Here is an 18,860-nt window from a genome sequence, read left to right on the forward strand (position 1 = left end):
TGCCCACGATCCGCCAGAATCATTGCCCACCATCGCCCAGAATCACCGCCCACGATCATTCAGAATGACTGCCCACGATGGGCCAGAATACGCAGCCCACCTCCGGGCGCATTGCGTCCTGCGCCTGAAGAATTATTTCGAGCCGCTGGAGAACCATCTACAACTGGAAGCGAAGTTCGGCATGCTCCTCCGCCAGGGGTATCTGAGCCGCAATCCCAACACTACCGATTATATCCGCCGTCTCCAGGACGGCTACGAGCGGGTTGTCGGGAAGGATCTTGCCGCTGTCCGGCGCCCGATCCGTTCGACGGCGAGCAGCTTTGCTCTGGTTGGTTGCTCCGGCATCGGCAAGAGCTACGGCATGGCCAGGGTCCTGGAGCTGTATCCGCAAGTCGTCCACCATGCCGAGCCCTTCAGTCTCGACCAAGTGGTCTGGCTGAAATTGGATAGTCCCTACAAGGGGTCTCCCAAACAGCTCTGCATCAGCTTTTTCCAGGAGATGGACAATCTATTGGGCACCCGCTACCGCGCCCGGTACGGGGCCAGCCGAAGTTCCCTGGACGAGATGATGGTCCAAATGGCGCAAATCGCCAACCTGCACGCCCTGGGCGTACTGATCGTCGACGAGATTCAGCATATCAAGGAAGCCCCGGGCACTGGGGCAGACGCCTTGCTGAATTTCCTGGTGACGTTGGTGAACACCATCGGTATCCCGGTGATCGTTATCGGCACGCTGGGCGCACTGCCGCTGCTGCAAGGGGACTTCCGCCAGGCGCGCCGCGCCAGTGGTCTGGGAAGTCTGGTCTGGGAGCGCCTGGAAGAAGGCGCGACCTGGAACCATTTTGTCGATCGCATGTGGATCTATCAGTGGACGCGGGAAGTCTCGCCCCTGACCGGCGAGATCCGCCAAGCGCTCTACGAGGAAAGTCAGGGCATTGTGGACGTGCTGGTCAACCTTTTCATGATGGCGCAGTTGCGTGCTATCCAACTCGGAGTTCTACGAGGCAGGGCTGAACGTATCGATGCGGGCTTGCTGCGCCAAGTCGCGCGCGAGCACCTCCGCCTGATCCATCCCATGATCGATGCGTTGAAGCGCAACGACCGGGAGGCGATCGCCAAGTATGATGACATCCGCCCCCTGCATGACCACATTAGGCAAGTATTCGGCGACTCCCTTGCGCGTCTATCCGATCTGCCCTCCACGGCAGCCCGCACGCCCGCCATTTCCGCGACGGAAGACGATACCCGTGTGAACGATGATGACGGCCCGATCCTGCGTGCCCTGGAGGATCTGGGGCTGGCCCGCGATATCGCCAAGGTGTTGTTGGCGGAAGTCCAAGCGGAAAACCAGGGGCTCTCGGCCCTGGACCTCGTGGCAGTCATCTCAACCAGATTGCGCGAACGAGGACCGGAGCAACCGACCGCCAAGACGCGGCGGCCGACGGCGCGCGACAAAACCGCCAAGGCGCAAGGCCCGTCTGACAAACAAGATCTGAGAATTATTATTGCCGCCGGGAAGAAGGATGGGCTGCCCGCCTACGAAGCGCTGCTGGGGGCTGGAGCGATCAAACCACCCATGGTGGATCGCGCAGGGTGACGGTCCCCAAGTGCTCGCCTATTTCCCCGAAATTTACCCCGACGAACTGCTTTACAGCGTGCTCGCGCGCTATCACCTTCACGTTTGTTCCCGAAGCCCGAAACAAACCATGCGGGATTTATTTGGTGCAAACGGTGTGCGTGCTACGGTTGATTTGCAAAGCCGCGTGGCAGCGTTGAGCCAAAGAATACCGGCCGATCGCGGACTCGGTCCGGAAAGACTGACTAAGGATTTTACCCTCTACCTTTATTACACGGCATTCGAGCCGAAGTCAGTGGGACAATCCGTACTGGCGTCTTTAGCGGACGGCCCGGCGGATGCCGTGCATGTGCGTCTGGGTATTGCGGCGAGCGCGATTTCGGCTCCGGCATACTTACGGTATTGTCCCATCTGCCTTGGCGAGATGTTGAGCCGCTATGGAGAAGGATATTGGAGGCGCAGCCATCAACTCCCCGGCGTTCTGGTTTGTCCGGAACATGGCGCGGCCCTGGCGGACAGTGCGGTCTCTCAAGGTGACGGTAACCAGCACGAATTCATCGCCGCGGATCAAAAGAACTGTTCGCCGGTGGCGGCACTCCCTTCTTGGGCGAGTAGCCCGCGCCAAGTGACGCTGTTGCAAGAGATCGCCAAGCGGAGCGCTGCGTTGCTCGATCATCCGCCAGTGCGCTTTCGTGATTGGGGTGCGTATTATCGGGGCGCAGTGATTGATCGCGGCTTCGACAAAGGCAAGGAGAATGTCGCTCAGAACCTTCTCAGGGAAGCAATTTTAAGCCTGTTTGAACCAGTAATCGACCTTATCCCCGGTGGTCTCGGCGGCGATTGGCCTACGGCCATGGTACGGAAACACAGAAAGGCATTTCATCCGTTGCGGCATGTTCTATTCCCGATTTTTTTGGACAAACGGTCGTCGCAACGGCGGACGGCACCCCCCTTCGGCAAGGGACCGTGGCCCTGCTTCAATCGTCTGGCAGACCACTATGGGCAGAATGTGATCCACGAGATTGCTGTTCGCCATGATCAGGATCGGGTGATTGGTCGATTTTCCTGCGCCTGCGGATTTGTGTACAGTCGAGAGGTGGGATCAAGGAGTTCGCCGCGCATTTTGGACTTTGGCCCCCTACTGGATGATCAAATCCGGCAGAAAGTGGCGGAGGGCCTGGGACTCAGGGCGGTAGCCGGATATCTTGCCATTGATCCGGGGACGGTGAGGTTGCACGCCTCCCGACTCGGGTTGAACGTGCCCTGGAAGCCCTTAGCCGCACGACATTCCCGAACATTGGTGCCAGACTGTGATGCCATAAGAACACGGTGGTTGGACATGCAGCAGAATTACGCTGATTTGTCACGTCGGCAACTGGCGCTCCTGCTACCCAAAGAACACTCGTGGTTGTACCGCCATGACAGGGAGTGGCTGGAGCAACACTCACCGACGGCACTGCACAAGAAATGGTCTGATCAGCGTGTGGACTGGGAGACATTGGATCGTAGCATGGCGATCCAACTGCGTAAGGTCGCGCGGGAAATCACTCGGGAGGTTCCGCCGCAACGCGTTACCCAGGCGGCTTTGGAGCGCAAGTTGGGGCGGCCGCGCCGGATGTCAGAACGACAGGTAAAACTGCCTAAAAGTATCGGCGTGCTTGGCGAGGTCATGGAAACTACCGATGCGTTTCGGTTGCGTCGCATTGTCTGGGCTACTGCAGAATTGCATCGCCAGGCGTTGCCTGTGCGATCGTGGCGGGTACGCCGCTTAGCAGGGCTGCCTTCGATAGCTTCACCGAGCGTAGAAACCGCCTTGGCCGCCTTGGAAATAATGGCTGGATCCTCTGAGGTATAAATTGATCAGAATAGACGTATTGCGCAAAGTGCCTGAAGATTTGACGCTACACTGGCTGGCCGGAGTCGAACAAGACGATAAAAAAGGGTGGCAGGTCCGTATAGTCACCCGCGGCGTGTCGTCAGGCGAATTTGCCATGTGGCGCGTACCTATTGGGCTGTTCCCGGTGCTGGCACTCGGTTATCGCTTCTCCGACGGTAGATTGCTCCCAATAACCTACGGCGAATATTCGGAAGTGATTATTCCCAATCTGGCGGCAGGAGAGGAACTCAACTCGTCTGACATTCCGCCAGAATTATATTCGTTTGAAGGCAAATCACAGGGGGTACAGCGACTCTTGCGTTATCGAGTGGATCAGGTGGAGTATTTGGTCCCGACCATGGAACTCATCCGTAGCCTGTTTCTACATAATAAAACGCTTGCCAATCATATTATGCAGCCTGGAGGCATCATGACGCTCTTCAGGCCGGTCGAACCTGGGTTTCATCCTCGGCTGCAGCTCGATTATACCCAGCAAATGCCAGTGAGATCACTCAAGAGGTCATTTATCTTGGAATTTTCTTGGCTGGCGGTGGATCCTGAGGGGCAACGCGCCTGGGACAGTGTTTACGAACGGACATTCAAACAAAAGTATATGACCTTTGATCCTCCCGATCTGCATGACTGTGGAATTAAGTTTCGTGGAGTGCGGAAAGGAAATCAGTGGCTTATCTTAGAAATCTCCGAGTTCACGGGGAAAAGGGTGCCCTGTGACGTTTTATATTTCTCTCATCCGTCGTTGGGGAAAACGATTACGGTGCGGATGCCAAAAAGTCAGCCCAAAAGGCGTGGACCGGACGGCGGTCCGTCATCAGGTGACGTTCCTGTCATAGACACGGTAGGTTCGGGTAGTAGGACGGATGTTCATCAGCCAGCCCTGCCGATATTGACCAGAACCAGCATTTTTGACCGGGAAATCGAAGTGCGTCGGGTGGATAAAAAAGATCGGATACGTGTTATCAGGCGTAGAAACAAGGGTGCCGCAGGCACCAGTGAAAATGGGGGGAAGACCCGAAAATATCGGGGAAGTGGAAAAACGCCACCGCCTAAAGTGAGCGTTTCCCCTGAGTCTCTGCACGACGATCTCCTGCCCATGGAGTTTCAGGTGCTTGCGGTCGAGAAAGGTGAAGGTACGGACGATCTAAGGCGATTGATGCAGGTGGTCCGTACCATGGCGAACGGGTTAAAAGATGTCCGTGTTTTGACGGCGCTGTGCCGGCTTGAAACCGGGCAGGCCTTTTCCATGGTCGGAAGGCGCCAAAGATTATGCCTGGTTGCCGTATTTTTCCAGGACAAGACGTTCCCGGTGGTGTTGCTGGATGTGGAGCATAGTAACAAAATGGCTTTGTCTACGCTGCTGCTGCGATTCAAGCGTAGTATCGGGCTTCGAGATATCGAAAACCATATCCTGTCGATTCTCCACCGGCTGGATTGTCGGGGAGGGCGTTGGGACGTTACGGAGAATGAAGGCGACCAGCTTGCTCATTATGAGCGGCTGCGGAAGGTGATGAGACCTGATCCGGGAGGTAATGAGCAACAACAGAATGGCGTTTGGGCAGAAAAGCTGAAGAAAAAGATCTTTGAGACTCCCGGCCCATCCGCTTCCACGTAGTGATGAGTATCGCGAGGCTTTCGTGCCCCAGGCGTTGGTTACCGAAGAAGGCGGATCGTGAAAAGCTCTCCATCCTCAATTAGCTGAGGCTCGGTGCCATTGTGTTCCCTCCCCGATGCATTTGATGAGGGTTGGCAGCTATATCTTTCGGCATTCAGCACCCGGTAAAGGATGTCAAAGTCGAAAAGGGCGGTGCGGCGACTGGTGCTCATCGCCGAATCGTGGGTTGTTGAGTCTGGAGGCCTTGCAGGTGATTCGGCTGACCAACGGGCAGTCACTGGAGTTTATTCTGGCCGTGCCTGCGCGCTTTGCCCGCCGCCGAGTGGCGCCCGCCCTTCATTGTCGTCACTGATGTAGGGCGATCTCTGGATCTCTACGCGGAGTTCACTCGTTCCGGCGGCACCTACGTCCCCTATCCCGATCCCGGCCATCACCGTATCCGTTTGCAGGACCTGCGCGATCCCGTCGTAGTCCAGCGTTTACGCCAACTCTGGAACGACCCGGACAGTCTTGATCCCAGTCGCCATGCCGCCCGCGTCACCCGCGCCATTGCTGACCGCCAGCGGTGCTGCTCCCGGCGCGGATCGGGCCGCGTTCACACGGGATATGGGCGAAGCCTTGGAGCAGTACTATGCCGTGGCGGCGGCTCAGGCGCCTTCCTTCGCTGAAATCGTGAACCAGTTCAGCCGATTGGGTCAGCGTTACAAGCTCCGAATACTGCGCCAGTTCTTGTTCGCTTTCAGGGCCTTTATCATTGTGGAGTCGGTGGCGCGCGACCTGGACGCTCGTTTCAACATGCTTGCCACCTTACAGGCCTTTACGCCGCACTTGCTTGCGCGGCAATTCCTCCCCGACATGACAGAAGCCTTTCCCGGCGCCTATCGGGCGCTCTTCACTTTGCGCCGGGCCCTGACAAGGTTGCCTGTTTCACTCACCCGTGCGTTACAGCAGTTGGCTAAGGGTGAACTGACTGTAACGGTTGCCAACGCGCCTATGGAAGAGATCCCGCAACACCTTGATCGCGCCAGCAACCGCCTCAGCCTGAGCCTGATCATTGCCGCCGTCATCATCGGGTCATCCCTAGTCATGGCCGTCCACACCGGTCCCCACTATCTGGGGATTCCGCTCCTGGGCCTCCTCGGCTACTCGGTGGCCAGCGCATTCGGCCTGTGGTGGGTGACAGCGATCCTGCGTTCGGGGAAGTTCTGATCAGCGACATGCTGGCTGCTTCCCGACCCATGCGCTAGGCGGTGAGCCGAACCTTCTGAAGGAGCTTGGCGTTGATGGAAACGATCACGGTGGAAACGGACATCAGGGCCGCCCCCACGGCTGGGGACAACACTATGCCGATGCTGTAGGCCACCCCGGCCGCAAGCGGGATCGCTACGACATTGTAGCCGGCACCCCACCACAGGTTCTGAATCATCTTGCGATAGGTCGCCCGGGAAAGTTCGAGGATGGCCGCCACATCCCGAGGATCGGAACGGACCAGCACGATGTCCGCCGACTCGATGGCGATGTCCGTACCCGCCCCGATGGCGATCCCGACGTCCGCCTCCACCAGGGCGGGGGCGTCGTTGACGCCGTCACCGACCATGGCCACGCGCAATCCCCGCGCTTTTACCTCCTTGATCTTCTCCGCCTTCTGCTCAGGGAGCACTTCGGCGAAATAGTCGTCAAGCCCCATTTCCTGGGCCACCCAGCGGGCCACCGCTGCCGAGTCGCCGGTCAGCATCATCACCTGCACGCCCATTCCCTTTAGCCTCGCGAGGGCTTCCCGCGATTCTGCTCGAATGATATCGGCCAGCGCGATCGCCCCTGCCACTTTCTCGTCGACGAGCAGGTATACCACCGTTTTGCCCTGGGATGCCAAGGCCCCGATCCGCCCATCGCTGACATCGAGGCCGTGCTCCTTGAGATAGCCGGGACTTACGACTTTCACGTTGCGTCCTTCCACGATGGCTTGCGCGCCCTTCCCGGGGATGGCCCTGAATTCCTTGGGAGGCTCGAAGCTGATGCCCCTCTCTTTGGCATCTGTCACGATGCCGGCGGCGATGGGATGCTCCGACTGACTTTCGAGGGCCGCGGCGAGCCGCACCACATCGTCTTCGGCGTATCCGCCCAGCACGACCACATCCGTGACGCCGAACCGCCCCTCCGTCAAAGTCCCTGTCTTGTCGAACACCACCGCCTGCAGTTGGCGCGCCCGCTCAAAAGCAGACCGGTCCCGGATAAGCAGCCCATGCTGCGCCGCCAGGGCGGTGGACACGGCGACGACCAGCGGAATCGCCAAGCCCAGGGCATGGGGACAGGCAATCACCATGACTGTGACCATGCGGGCCAGGGCAAACTCGAAGTGCTGGCCAAGGACCAGCCAAGTGGCAAGGGTAAGCCCCCCGACACTCAACGCGGTAAGGGTCAGCACCAGGGCCGCGCGGTCGGCCAGGTCCTGGGTCCGGGAGCGGGACTCCTGTGCCCGGCGCACCATCTCGATGACCTGTGAAAGATAGGTTTCACTGCCGGTCTTGTGGACCTCGACGGTGATACTCGACTCTCCGTTGACCGAACCGCCGATCACTTCGTCGCCGCGCCCCTTCTCCACGGGCTGGCTTTCGCCGGTGAGCATGGCCTGGTTGACGGTGGTTCGCCCCTCGACGATCAGACCATCTGTAGGGATTTTTTCGCCGGGCTTCACCAGCACCCGGTCACCGCGCTGCAGATTGGCGACCGGCACGTCTTTCATACCGTCCGGGGCCACGAGATGAGCCTCGGAAGGCATCATTTGCACCAGTTTTTCCAGTGCGCCGGATGCCCCCATGACCGATTTCATCTCGATCCAGTGGCCGAGCAGCATCACATCGATCAGCGTGGCGAGTTCCCAGAAGAACACTTCGCCCTGAACCCCGAACACGACGGCACTCGAGTAAAAATAGGCCACGCTGATGGCCAGGGCGATCAGCGTCATCATGGCTGGCTTGCGGGTTTCGAGCTCGGAAAATAGTCCTTTCAGGAAGGGCCAGCCGCCGTAGAAATAAACCCCGCTCGATAGTGCGAAAAGCACATAGGACGACCCCGTAAAGGCAAGAGTAGCCTCCAGTCCCAGCAGATGCTGGATAAGCGGTGACAAAAAAAGGATAGGGATCGTCAGTGCCAGTGACACCCAAAACCGCCGCCGGAAATCGGCGATCATGGCGGCATGGTTGTGACCGCCGTGCGCACTGGAATGAGCGGTACCCATCCCTTGTTTCTGATGTCCCGAATGGTCCATAGAGTCCTCTCCTTTTACCGCCGCAGGAGCTTACAACGCCGGTTGCCGATTTCCGACCTTAGTGCGCGTTGAGCCTGATTCCATAGGTTAGCTATGGTAATGGGACAAACGTCCGATGAGCGGCGGAGCAAAAATAGAATGTCACACCCTATACACGGCTACGGCCTCGGCATCTGGAGATCCACATCCATGCCCCAGACTGGATCCTTAACCAACGAGATAAGCTTTCCACCGCTGCCCCACCTGTTGGTAGCGCATCCGGACCAGCTTCGGCGGATGGGAAAGCGCTATCGTTCCAGGTCGCGGCGCCTTTCCAGGTACTCATCCCTTCCAATTTCCCCACGAGCATAGCGCTCGTGGAGTACATCCAGCGCGGTGGTTTTCTCGCCACTCCGACTCCCGCGACCTGGGAAGGCCCGCACCAGCGACACGATCCCGGCAACGATGCCAAAAATCAGCAAGAGGCAAAGCAAACCCCAAAACAGGATCATGAATGCCGACCCGACCCAGCCGTAACCATTGAAAAAACCACCCATCATATAAGGCCACATTTCCTGTTCCTCATCGTGCTCGCTACACCATGGACGCAGAACTAACCCTCGCCGATAACCAGCTCACTTAAGGCTTCAGTGTAGTAGGCAGTGTCCACTTATTCCATCTTCTTTCAGGCTATCCAATGGATGGGGCCAGCCATCGGCGTCCTGGCGACTGAGGATATGGTCTGCGGAAGATCTTCGGCCACCCGTACCTTTGCTGCCAATGGCCTTCCCCCGGTTGACCGTTAGATATCGCCTCAGCTCACCTCTGCCTCGCGGTAACTTCGGTCCACATGTTGGTGACGGCGCCACACATAGATTGCCCAGATGCGATAGCGTTTCTCGCCGATCATGGCAACAGCCTCTTCCTTGTGTTCCTCCAAGCGCCGGACCCAGTGGGTGAGGGTTTGGGCGTAGTGGGGGACAGAAGTGTTTCACGTCCAGGATTTCAAGGTGCTGGCCGGCCATTTCGAGGACCACCCGCCAGAGATGGGGAATCTCGCCGTCGGGAAAGACTTGCAAACACCGACGGTTGGGGCGGTAAAAAAAACCGTAGATAAGGGGCACCTCAGTAAGGGCGGGAAGCGCGGCACTCAGTCGCGGCAGCATTGACATTTGATGGCCGTTGAGTTTTGATGACTAGACTAACGTCTCGAGATGGGAGTACTGTGCGCGTTTTTCGCCCGTTCGTTCGCCGGATAGCCTTTATGGTCTTGCTTCTACTGTTGCCTTGGATAGTGGCACCCGTAGACGCGGCTCCGGCGCTGTGCGCCCTGTCGATGACAGGGGTGGCCGCACACGGCACACAAATGCCGCGTTGCGAGCAGGCCCTTGGTGCTCCGGCTCAGCAGCAAGGCTCTTGCCTGACTGCTTGCTGCCACCACGATATGATGGCGCCGGTAGCGGAGAGTGCCAACAACATCACCCCCGCCATGTCGGCTCTCGCCGTTTCCGTTGCATCCTGGATTACTCTCTCTTCTCCTAAGCCCGTTCCACACTTTCTCCGCGTTGCGGCCCACACTGGTCTTCCCCCACTCTCCGCAGTTCGTTTTCTCATTTAGCCTCCCGCCTGAATCCGCAGTCCCGCGCGCATAAGCGCGCCGGACAGGAAATTCGCGTATTCGGCCCTAACTCGGGCCGTATGTGGAGGCTATATGAGCGATGTGCAAAGAAGTTCTGGAAATAAATATTTTCTAAAGTGGGTTGCGGCTATTTGCAGAGGCGCGGGGCCACTCTCCCTTCCCGCCATGCTGATGATGGTGTTCAGCCCTTATGCCAGTGCCGCCCCATTGAGCCTGCAGGGTGCTGAGGCTATTGCCCTGCGGCAAAACCCCGGTCTCGGCGCCCTAACCCAGAAGATCGCGGAATTACGGCATAAAGCCGTGGCCGTTGCCCAGTTGCCCGATCCGCATCTCGCCCTCGGCGCCGTGAACGTGCCCCTCAACAGCTTCTCCATGAACCAGCAGCAGATGAGCATGCTGAGCGTGGGCCTGAGTCAGACCTTTCCCTCCTTTGGTAAATTGGGGCTGGAAGGACAGCAGGCGGGGGTGGAGGCCCAGGCGGCCGCCGACACGCTGCGCGGCCAGTCTGCCGAGTTGGTGTTGTTGTTGCGCCGCGCCTGGCTGCAAGCCCTCTATGCCGAAGATGCCGTGGCAGCGGTCCGGCATCAGGAACAGTTGCAGGCCGAGAGTGTGCAAGCGGCGCTGGCGCTCTACCGGTCCGCTCAAGGGTCACAGGCCGAGGTACTCCGTGCCCAACTGGCGCGCGACAGTTTGGCCAATGACATCAGTCGCTTGCAGGCTGAGCGGGCGAGCGATCTGGCGCAAATCGCCCAGATCCTGAATCTGCGGGAACCGCCGTCCATAGAAAAGCAATGGCCGAACCTGCCACCCCCGCCCACCCTGGCTCAGGCGGAAGCCCGTCTTTCCGGCCAACCCCTCCTGCGGGCCGCCCAGGCGCAAACACGTTCCGCGCAAATTGGCGTGCAGGTAGCCAAGCGTGGCTATTGGCCGGAAGTCACGGTCAGTGTCGATTATGGTCAGGATTTCTATCCCGGCAGCCCCAACTGGCTGTCGGCGGGTGTTGACCTGAGCCTGCCCATATTTCCGGGAGACCGCCAGGACCAGGATGTCGCCGCAGCCCGGGCCAAGGCCCTGCAGGCGCAATACCGCTACGACGATCAACATCTTGCATTGACCCAGAAGACGCGCGCCACCTTCGCCCGTTACATAGCCCTCAAGACCCAGTTGGATCGGACCGATCAACGCCTGCTGCCCACCGCACGGAATGCCTTTTCCGCAACGCTCGCCGCCTACTCGGCGGGGCGCGCCGGACTGAACGCGGTGTTGCGCACCCAGAAAGATGTGTTGGACTACGCCCTGACCCGCCTGCAATACCGCCGCGACCTGGCCATCAGCGCCGCAGAACTGGATTTCCTCACTACCCAAGGAGAGATGCAACCATGAAGTCACGCAACTGGATTATCGGCATGGGTCTGCTCGTCCTTGGCGTAGCCCTTGGGGCGGGTGCGGCGTGGTGGCTGCGGGTCCCCGCCGCGGCACCGAGCGCCAACGTCGCCGCAACCCGGCCTCAGGAAAGCACATCCAAGGGACGGCACATCCTCTACTGGGCCGCACCCATGAACCCCAAGATCCATTCGAATCATCCGATGAAGGACAGTATGGGGATGGCCTATATCCCGGTCTATGCCTCCAGCCCGAACGCAAAAAAAGAGTCCGGTCTCAGCATCGATCCGCGCCTGGCGCAAAACCTGGGGGTACGCCTCGTGGCGGTGCAGCGCCGTCAGATGGGGCATGCCATCCATACCGTGGGCACCGTGGCGGTGGACGAGAATCGGGTCTATTCTGTCACTCCGCGTTTCTCCGGCTGGGTGACACGCTTGAATGTCCGCGCCGTGGGTGACCCCGTGCAACGCGGCCAGGTGCTCGCCGAGATATATTCTCCCGAGCTGTATAGCGCCCAACAGGAATATCTCATTGCCCGCCGCCAGGGTGGAGCGACGGAAGACCCGGCATTGCTGGCGGCAGCCAGGGCGAAATTACGGCTGCTGGGCATGCCGGAAGGCCAGATCGCGGCGCTCGCCCGGCGCGGCACGGCGGAGCGGGACGTGCCGCTCATGGCGCCCGCGTCCGGGGTGGTCGAAACCCTCAACGTGCGCCAGGGTGGTTACGTCTCGCCGCAGACGAATGTCTATGCAATCGCCAATCTCGACCGGGTATGGGTCAATGTGGCGCTCTACTCCTATCAGTTGCCCTGGGTACGGATCGGCAACCCCGTGCGCCTGCATCTGCCCGCCTATCCCGGCAAGACCTGGGAAGGACGTTTGAGCTTCCTCTATCCGACCCTCGACCCCAAAAGCCGGACGGTGACGGCCCGGCTGAGCTTTCCTAATCCCGGGGGAAACCTGCGCCCCGGCACCTATGCCGACGCCACTATTCTGGCCAGCCCCGAGGAGACCCTGGCGGTCCCCAGCAGCGCCGTACTGCGTACCGTTCAGGGGGATTATGTGATGCTGGGTGAGGATAATGGACATTTTCTGCCGGTCCAGGTTGCTCTGGGGCCGGAGGCCGACGGCTGGGTGGCCATCAACAAGGGACTTAAGACGGGGGACCGGGTAGTGGAAAGTGCCCAGTTCCTGCTCTATTCCGAATCCCAGTTCCAGTCCGTCAAGGCCCGTATGTTAGGGGGCAATACGGCGTCCACCACGAGTGCCGCGCCGGGCGTAGGGGTTTCCCAGCCGCAGAACATGACTCAGGGCCGGAAATCCTCTGCACTGGCCGCTCCCGCCGGGAATGCTGGTGCCCCGCCAACGCCAACGGCCTCATCCGGTCCGAGCGCCATGGCCGGGATGAACATGGGTCAGGGGGGCAAATCCCATGATTAGAGCGATCATGCGTTGGTGTATGGAAAACCGCTTGCTGGTCGTGATTGCCGTCCTGGTGTTGATCGTCGGCGGTACGCTGGCGGTGATCAACATCCCCCTGGAAGCGCTTCCCGACATCTCGCCCACCCAGGTCATCGTCAAGACCTCCTACCCGGGTCAGGCTCCGCAAATCATTCAGGACCAGGTCACCTATCCCCTGGAGACCACCCTGCAGGAGGTACCCGGTGCCCAGGCCGTGCGCGGCTACTCCATGTTCGGGGACTCCTATGTCTACGTCCTCTTCAAGAGTGGTACCAGCATCTATCAGGCCCGCAACCTGGTACTCCAATACCTGAGCCAGGTGCAGTCCAAGCTGCCGCCGGGGATCACACCGGCCCTGGGGCCCAACAGTTCGGGGGTGGACTGGATCTTCGAGTATGCCCTCAGCGACCCCGGCGGGACCTTGAATCTGGCCCAGCTCACCACCTTGCAGAACTGGTTCCTCAAGTACGAATTGCAGGGCATCCCCGGCGTCGCGGAGGTGGCCACGGTGGGAGGGATGGTGCAGGAGTACCAGGTGGTCGTGAATCCACAAAAACTTCTCGCCTACCACCTGACCCTGCCGGCGGTGGAGGCCGCCATCCGGGCGGCTAACGGGGAGACCAGCGGCTCGGTGGTGGACATGGGAGATGCCAGTTATATCGTCCGCACCTCGGGCTATATCCATTCCCTGAAAGACCTGGAGGATGCGTCGCTGGAGGTGCGCGACGGCGTGCCCATTACGCTGCAGGAGGTGGCCCGGGTGCAATTGGGCCCGCAGTTGCCCAATGGCATCGCCGAACTCAACGGCCACGGCCAGGTGGTGGGCGGTATCGTGATGATGAACCAGGGCGGCAACGCCTATGCCCTCATCCACCAGATTGAGCGCAAGCTCAAGGAAATCCAGCCCTCCCTACCCAAGGGGGTGCAGGTCGTCACCACTTACAGCCAGGCCCCGCTCATCCAGCGCAGCATTCATACCCTGACCGGCAAGTTGCTGGAAGAATCCCTGGCGGTGGCGCTCATCTCCCTGCTCTTTCTGCTGCGTGCACGTTCGGCGCTGGTGGCCCTCGTCGCCCTGCCGCTGGGAATACTGGCCGCCATCCTTATCATGTGGGCCATGGGTGTCCCCGCCAACATCATGTCCCTGGGCGGCATCGCCATCGCCATCGGCGTGATGATGGATGCCCCCGTGGTCATGATCGAAAACATGCACAAGCATTTGGAACACAACCCCGGTGGCGACCCCTGGGCGGCGGCGATGGCGGCGGCGGAGGAGGTCGGTCCGGCACTGTTTTTCTCGCTGATTATCATCGCTGTTTCCTTCCTGCCGGTCTTCGCCTTGGGCGGCGAGGAGGGCAAGCTCTTCGCGCCGCTCGCCTTCACCAAGACATTTTCCGTGGCCGCCGCCGCCATGCTCTCGGTAACCCTGGTGCCCATCCTCATGGCTTGGTTCATTCGCGGTCGCATCCTCCCCGAAAGCAAAAACCCCCTGAATCGGGTCCTGGCTTTCCTCTACCGACCAGTCATCCACGGTGTCCTGCGCGCCCCCTGGATCATTTTGGTCCTCGCCCTGCTGCTCGCGGCCACCCTCTACTACCCCTGGAACCGCCTGGGGTCGGAATTTATGCCACCCCTGAACGAGGGGACGCTGCTCTACATGCCGGTCACCCAGGATCCGGCAGTCTCCATCGGCCAGGCGGCCACGCTCCTGCAGCAGACGGACCGCATCCTCAAGACTTTTCCCGAGGTAAAAACGGTTTTTGGCGAGGCGGGACGGGCCCAGACGGCGACAGACCAATCGCCCCTGTCCATGTTCGATACAGTGGTGAACTTGAAGAATCCCGACCAGTGGCCAGCCGGGATGACGATGCAGAAGCTGCAAAGCAAGATGAACAAAGCCATGAGCATTCCCGGCCTGTCGAGTATCTGGACACAGCCGCTCAAAGGACGGGTGGATATGCTGACTACCGGTCTGCAGACACCACTAGGCATTAAAATCGGCGGAACGAATCTCGATACCCTGAACCGCCTGGGGCAGGAACTCCAGACCGTCCTGCGCAAGGTACCCGGTACCCAGAGCGCCTATGCCGCTCGGGTCACCGGCGGCCGCTACATCGTCATCCACACCGATCGCGCCAAGGCCGCCCGTTATGGCCTTTCGGTGGCGGATGTGAACCGTCTCGTGGAAACGGCCATCGGTGGCAAGGTCCTGACCACCGCAGTACAAGGGCTGGAACGCTTCCCGGTGGATCTCCGTTACCCCCGGGAACTGCGCCAATCCCTGTCCACCCTGATGGAAAGCCGCATCGCCACGCCCAGTGGTGCCCAGATCCCTCTGGCCCAGGTAGCCGATCTCCGCATTGAGGGGGGCCCCGCCATGCTCACCAGCGACAACAGTCGTCTGAACAGCTGGGTCTACATCGATCTGAAGCCCGGCACCAACATCGGTGCCTATGTGCCCCGAGCCAAAGCAGCCATTGCGAAAGCCGTCAATCTACCGGGAGGTTATACCGTCTCCTGGGTAGGCCAGTATCAGGTCATGGAGCAGGCCGCCAAGCGCCTGGAACTGGTCATTCCTGCGGTGATTCTGCTGATCGCCCTGCTCCTCTACTTCAATTTTAAAAACTGGGTGGAGGTGACCATCATCCTGCTGACTTTGCCCCTGTCTCTGGTGGGTGGTTTCTGGCTCATCTATTGGCTGAATTACAAGCTCTCGGTGGCGGTGGCGGTGGGTTTCATTGCCTTGGCGGGCGTGGCGGCAGAATTCGGGGTGGTGATGCTTCTCTACCTGGACCAGGCACTCCTCCGGCGGCAGGCCCGTGACGCCTTGCGGACCTGGCATGACCTTCAGCTTGCCGTCATCGAGGGGACCATGCTGCGCCTGCGGCCTCTGGCCATGACCTTGACCCTGGTGGTGGGTGGCCTCTTACCCATCATGTTCAGTCATGGCGCCGGTGCCGATGTGATGAAGCGCATTGCCGCGCCCATGGTGGGCGGCATGTTTAGCGCCGCGTTACTGGCGCTGCTGGTGATTCCTGCCCTTTATGCGCTGTGGCAGAAACGGCGATTGGGCCTGCGGTGATGATGGCGCGCGAAGTGCAGAAGGAGAAGTTCGTGGCAACACTAACGAAGCGTAGGCGTGGAGGATCGATGATGGAACCGAAATTATTGACATCGGCGAAGGTGGAAGGTGGGGGGCATGCTGGGATCCGCTTCCGTTTGGAAGGGGAATTAACCCCGATATTGACGTTGGACTTGGACCCTTTGAGTTTTGTGCTCTTCGAGCATCACACCCTATTGTGGAAAGACCCGAAAACCGTCATTTCGGCCACGTCGCCAAAAACCGCACGAAGTTTCTGGGACCATCCGTCGTGGCTGATGATGGCATCCGGACCCGGGTCACTGAGTCTCAGCCGGGATTGCGTCGGCAAGATATTCGGGGTGAGCCTGCATGACGGAAATACCTTGTTGGCACCCGCCCCGCACTTTCTGGCGGCGAGCGGCGCGGTCCACATCGAGAGCTTCTCCGGCGGAAGCGACGGACCTTGGGTCACAGGGGACGCTACGCCAAGCGTTGATCGCTTTTCCGTGGCGGGCGACGCGGAGGGGTTGGTTTGGCTGCATGGTCACGGTGATGTCTGGGAACTCACGCTGGCAAAAGGGGAGTCTTTGGACCTGGATCCGGGGGCATGGATCGCTCGTGATCCCTCGATCCAATGGGAACCCATCGGACTGGGATCGCTTTCTACGGATCTGGCCGCAGGAGCGAACTGGGGCATATGCCGCGCACAGGGCCCCGGGACCATCTGGATGCAAAGCGGCGGAGTCGGCCCTGCGCGATGGTGAGGGCTGTTCCACGGATATTTGTGGGCCTGGTCAATGATACGCAGATCCTGGAGGAAGTATGAAATCGACAACGGATAACCGTTATATCCTGCACCCTGTCTGGGACCCGTTGCTGCGGGCACTGCATTGGTGGATGGCGCTTGCCATGATGGCGCAATTCACCTCAGGCGCTACCCTCCTGGCCTTGGGTAACGACATGTCTGACACCCTGATGGGGAAGATCGACATCATCCATTATGTCGGCGGCTATGCTTTCGCCGCCGGGCTGGTGGTGCGCATCATCTGGCTCTTTGTCGGCCCGCCGACGGCGCGCTGGCGCGACCTCCTGCCCCTGACGTCAGCCCAGCGCCGCATCTGGCGGGAAACCCTCTCCTGTTATCTGAGCGGCTTCCGCCGCCCGATTTCTCCCTATCGGGGGCATAACGCTTTCGCCGGTCCTGCCTACCTCGCCTTTTTCCTGATTGCCGTGGCGCAGATCGCCTTGGGAATCAGCCTCTCGCTTATGCCGGATAGTGAAGCGATGCACTCCCCGTTGATGGTGATGCATGAATGGGGTTTCTTTCTGTTGCTTGCCTTCGTCATTGTCCATGTGGCGCTCGTGATGGCGCACGAGATCGCGGGCCGCCACGGTTTGATATCGGCCATGATCCACGGCCACAAGGGGTTCACCGAGTCGGAACACCAAGCCCTTCTTACCGATTGGAACGCTGGGATCAGTATCCAGGCGGACCCGAGCGGCGGGACGGAAGATCTGGACGATATTACTTCAAAAACGGGCACTTCGAAAAACTCCGCCGAACGAAAAGTCGACCAAAAATAATCAAATGGTTACAGCTCGGCATCCTGCAAAAACTAGGGTTTTTCGAAGTGCCATAACAGAGATGTCACGAAAATCAGGCATGAGTGATGGATAGGCGAGTGGTACGGACGCGCAATTTCGCCGTGGGTGGAAAAAGGCCAACTGGAAATTGTTGCCATAACCAGGTGCTTAGACTTTGATAAACGAACAGTTCACCAACAGCAAGGAGACGAACATGAAACGTTTTTATTTCACCCTCATCCTAGCGTGTTCGGCAGCGGTCACGCTTCCGGCTTATGCGGCCATGGGCAACATGCCAAGCATGGACAATATGGGCACCGTATCAGGCCAAGCGACCAAGGCCCAGACCTTCATGGGGCAGGGTAAAATCAACAGCATCAATCCTGATGCGAACACGGTCAACATTGCCATGGGTCCCGTCAAGGCCCTTGGTTGGCCCAGTATGTCAATGAATTTCCTGCTCCAGAACACGGCCATGCTCAACGGCTACAAGGCCGGAGAAATGGTGAATTTCAGTTTCGCAAAGGATACCGCCGGGGGGTACGTCATCACCAGGATCACGCCGGTCAAACAATGAAAATACGGAGTAACCCTGTAATCCAGCCAAGTCGGAACCTCTGGAAATAGCACTGATATATTATCGAGTTATATCATCCACTGGATCGTTACTAAATTCATCTGAGTCAATACAGGAAGATTCGCCATGACACCGGGAACACCCCACCAAGAGACATGCAAAGAAATACGGATCATGACAATCAGACTTCGCCATGCTGCCCTGCGGGGTTTTATGATGACGATTCTTATGACCGCACCATTATCTGCCTATGCACGCGAAGATCATGCGCCAACCAATCCGAGGTATGAGACAAAAATACTGACAGATAAAGCAGAATATTTAACGTACACCATGATTGTACAGATCAAGGATGGTCACTGGAAGGAAGTCGTTAAGGACGCCCAAAAGGTTGCCGAGATTGGCAAACGAATACAGGCAATAAACACTTATTGATGTGGCCACCAGCGCCATTAGACCTTCGTGACGAGCAGGAACGCTAGCATCTATCAGCCGGATGGCTTGGTGTAACGGGACGATGCCTTTGTGGGCGAGGGACGGTCGGACGGGAAATTGGTCGTGGCGCTGAAAGGTAAAACTCCCGTCATTTTGGCCGTCGAAAGTTCAGGAAAGAATGCATGCTTAATTCTAAAAACAGCAGTTCCCTTTCGCTGAAATCATGAGATTCACCTGATAGGATGGGTTTTTCGTTGTGAAGATGGTTACCCAACGGCTGACCACTTGGCGGTTTGCTTCTCATGGTCTTTGGGGGTGGAAACACACTTGGACGGGCACGGACTGCTTGCGGTGCTACTGCAGAACCGCAA

At 59.1% G+C, this 18,860-nt stretch carries 15 protein-coding genes; 12 read left to right on the forward strand and 3 right to left on the reverse strand.

Annotated features, from left to right (window positions below):
* From AC2VLR_RS03235 to AC2VLR_RS03250, 4 genes are all read left to right on the forward strand, one after another.
* Positions 1-1,597, forward strand: a 1,597-nt coding sequence (locus AC2VLR_RS03235) for an ATP-binding protein (RefSeq protein ID WP_486880838.1), incomplete at its 5' end; no start/stop codon positions are given.
* Between the two features lie 10 nt (positions 1,598-1,607).
* A complete protein-coding gene (locus AC2VLR_RS03240) occupies positions 1,608-3,431 on the forward strand; it encodes a TnsD family transposase (protein WP_486880839.1) in 1,824 nt (607 codons plus the stop codon).
* A 28-nt stretch (positions 3,432-3,459) separates the two neighbouring features.
* The gene (locus AC2VLR_RS03245) at positions 3,460-5,082 is read left to right on the forward strand and encodes a hypothetical protein (protein ID WP_486880840.1); all 1,623 of its coding nucleotides are present in this window, start codon (positions 3,460-3,462) and stop codon (positions 5,080-5,082) included.
* A 606-nt stretch (positions 5,083-5,688) separates the two neighbouring features.
* Positions 5,689-6,291 (forward strand): hypothetical protein, encoded by a 603-nt coding sequence (locus tag AC2VLR_RS03250; RefSeq protein WP_325757980.1) that lies wholly within the window; start codon positions 5,689-5,691, stop codon positions 6,289-6,291.
* A gap of 34 nt (positions 6,292-6,325) precedes the next feature.
* On the opposite strand, the gene AC2VLR_RS03255 is transcribed toward AC2VLR_RS03250, so the two are convergent.
* The 3 genes from AC2VLR_RS03255 to AC2VLR_RS03265 form a co-directional block, all read right to left on the reverse strand.
* Positions 6,326-8,350, reverse strand: coding sequence for a heavy metal translocating P-type ATPase (locus AC2VLR_RS03255; RefSeq protein ID WP_255789827.1), 2,025 nt, complete (start codon positions 8,348-8,350; stop codon positions 6,326-6,328).
* 287 nt (positions 8,351-8,637) lie between these two features.
* Positions 8,638-8,901: an SHOCT domain-containing protein gene (locus AC2VLR_RS03260; RefSeq protein ID WP_255789828.1), complete on the reverse strand. Its 264-nt coding sequence runs from the start codon at positions 8,899-8,901 to the stop codon at positions 8,638-8,640.
* Positions 8,902-9,143: 242 nt separating this feature from the next.
* Positions 9,144-9,269, reverse strand: a complete 126-nt coding sequence (locus AC2VLR_RS03265) for a hypothetical protein (protein ID WP_486880841.1) — start codon at positions 9,267-9,269, stop codon at positions 9,144-9,146.
* A gap of 46 nt (positions 9,270-9,315) precedes the next feature.
* Here AC2VLR_RS03265 and AC2VLR_RS03270 point away from each other — a divergent pair, with 46 nt between their 5' ends.
* The 8 genes from AC2VLR_RS03270 to AC2VLR_RS03305 all read left to right on the forward strand — a co-directional run bounded on the left by AC2VLR_RS03270 (position 9,316) and on the right by AC2VLR_RS03305 (position 18,489).
* On the forward strand, positions 9,316-9,498 hold the full coding sequence (locus AC2VLR_RS03270; protein ID WP_255789829.1) for a hypothetical protein: 183 nt from the start codon (positions 9,316-9,318) through the stop codon (positions 9,496-9,498).
* Between the two features lie 542 nt (positions 9,499-10,040).
* Complete coding sequence (locus AC2VLR_RS03275) at positions 10,041-11,351, forward strand: TolC family protein (protein WP_255789830.1); 1,311 nt, start codon at positions 10,041-10,043, stop codon at positions 11,349-11,351.
* Positions 11,348-12,790 (forward strand): efflux RND transporter periplasmic adaptor subunit, encoded by a 1,443-nt coding sequence (locus tag AC2VLR_RS03280; protein ID WP_255789831.1) that lies wholly within the window; start codon positions 11,348-11,350, stop codon positions 12,788-12,790. The genes AC2VLR_RS03275 and AC2VLR_RS03280 overlap by 4 nt, the downstream gene beginning before the upstream one ends.
* Positions 12,783-15,893: an efflux RND transporter permease subunit gene (locus AC2VLR_RS03285; protein ID WP_486880842.1), complete on the forward strand. Its 3,111-nt coding sequence runs from the start codon at positions 12,783-12,785 to the stop codon at positions 15,891-15,893. The genes AC2VLR_RS03280 and AC2VLR_RS03285 overlap by 8 nt, the downstream gene beginning before the upstream one ends.
* 68 nt (positions 15,894-15,961) lie before the next feature.
* Complete coding sequence (locus AC2VLR_RS03290) at positions 15,962-16,657, forward strand: AIM24 family protein (protein ID WP_215880323.1); 696 nt, start codon at positions 15,962-15,964, stop codon at positions 16,655-16,657.
* 58 nt (positions 16,658-16,715) lie between these two features.
* Positions 16,716-17,477, forward strand: coding sequence for a cytochrome b/b6 domain-containing protein (locus tag AC2VLR_RS03295; RefSeq protein ID WP_255789834.1), 762 nt, complete (start codon positions 16,716-16,718; stop codon positions 17,475-17,477).
* A 214-nt stretch (positions 17,478-17,691) separates the two neighbouring features.
* On the forward strand, positions 17,692-18,054 hold the full coding sequence (locus tag AC2VLR_RS03300; RefSeq protein ID WP_215861797.1) for a copper-binding protein: 363 nt from the start codon (positions 17,692-17,694) through the stop codon (positions 18,052-18,054).
* Between the two features lie 126 nt (positions 18,055-18,180).
* Positions 18,181-18,489: a hypothetical protein gene (locus tag AC2VLR_RS03305; RefSeq protein ID WP_215861798.1), complete on the forward strand. Its 309-nt coding sequence runs from the start codon at positions 18,181-18,183 to the stop codon at positions 18,487-18,489.
* Positions 18,490-18,860: the final 371 nt, after the last annotated feature.

This window comes from Acidithiobacillus sp. TH-A117, assembly GCF_057473465.1.

What these genes read in the sequence shown, in the direction of transcription:
- AC2VLR_RS03275 (WP_255789830.1), top strand. Translation starts at nt 10,041, where the DNA reads ATGAGCGATGTGCAAAGAAGTTCTGGAAATAAATATTTTCTAAAGTGG.
- AC2VLR_RS03260 (WP_255789828.1), bottom strand. Translation starts at nt 8,901, where the DNA reads ATGTGGCCTTATATGATGGGTGGTTTTTTCAATGGTTACGGCTGGGTC.
- AC2VLR_RS03255 (WP_255789827.1), bottom strand. Translation starts at nt 8,350, where the DNA reads ATGGACCATTCGGGACATCAGAAACAAGGGATGGGTACCGCTCATTCC.
- AC2VLR_RS03250 (WP_325757980.1), top strand. Translation starts at nt 5,689, where the DNA reads ATGGGCGAAGCCTTGGAGCAGTACTATGCCGTGGCGGCGGCTCAGGCG.
- AC2VLR_RS03285 (WP_486880842.1), top strand. Translation starts at nt 12,783, where the DNA reads ATGATTAGAGCGATCATGCGTTGGTGTATGGAAAACCGCTTGCTGGTC.
- AC2VLR_RS03305 (WP_215861798.1), top strand. Translation starts at nt 18,181, where the DNA reads ATGACACCGGGAACACCCCACCAAGAGACATGCAAAGAAATACGGATC.
- AC2VLR_RS03295 (WP_255789834.1), top strand. Translation starts at nt 16,716, where the DNA reads ATGAAATCGACAACGGATAACCGTTATATCCTGCACCCTGTCTGGGAC.
- AC2VLR_RS03290 (WP_215880323.1), top strand. Translation starts at nt 15,962, where the DNA reads ATGATGGAACCGAAATTATTGACATCGGCGAAGGTGGAAGGTGGGGGG.
- AC2VLR_RS03300 (WP_215861797.1), top strand. Translation starts at nt 17,692, where the DNA reads ATGAAACGTTTTTATTTCACCCTCATCCTAGCGTGTTCGGCAGCGGTC.
- AC2VLR_RS03280 (WP_255789831.1), top strand. Translation starts at nt 11,348, where the DNA reads ATGAAGTCACGCAACTGGATTATCGGCATGGGTCTGCTCGTCCTTGGC.